The sequence below is a fragment of the Chromohalobacter sp. HP20-39 genome (assembly GCF_033052815.1).
Classification (GTDB): domain Bacteria; phylum Pseudomonadota; class Gammaproteobacteria; order Pseudomonadales; family Halomonadaceae; genus Chromohalobacter.
The window spans coordinates 1-269 of record NZ_JAWHTP010000714.1 but is presented as its reverse complement, the minus strand read 5'-3'; the positions used below and the strand labels follow the sequence as shown (position 1 = coordinate 269).

General features: G+C 61.7%; 1 protein-coding gene. It reads right to left on the bottom strand.

Going from position 1 to position 269, the window contains the following annotated elements:
* The coding region (locus RVY79_RS19810; protein WP_317466277.1) for an SDR family oxidoreductase at window positions 1-258 on the bottom strand (258 nt) is incomplete at its 3' end.
* Window positions 259-269 lie beyond the last annotated feature (11 nt).

Here is a 269-nt window from a genome sequence, read left to right as displayed (position 1 = left end):
CGGGATCAATCCCAAGTCCCCGTACGAACCGAACATGTGCCCCGACCCGACGAAGACAACACGCCCGCTTCGTCTCTCCTTGAGCGCACCCCACGCAGCGAGCGTCAGGTTGTAGGCACCGTAGACATTGACCCGAAGCGCCGACGCCAAGTCACTCGGATCGAGTTCCGACATAACTCTGTTGAATCGGGCCGGCTCGTCGCCTGCGTTGTTGATCAGGATATCGATGCGGCCCCACCTCTCCAGGGTCTTCTCCACGAGTGCGCGGC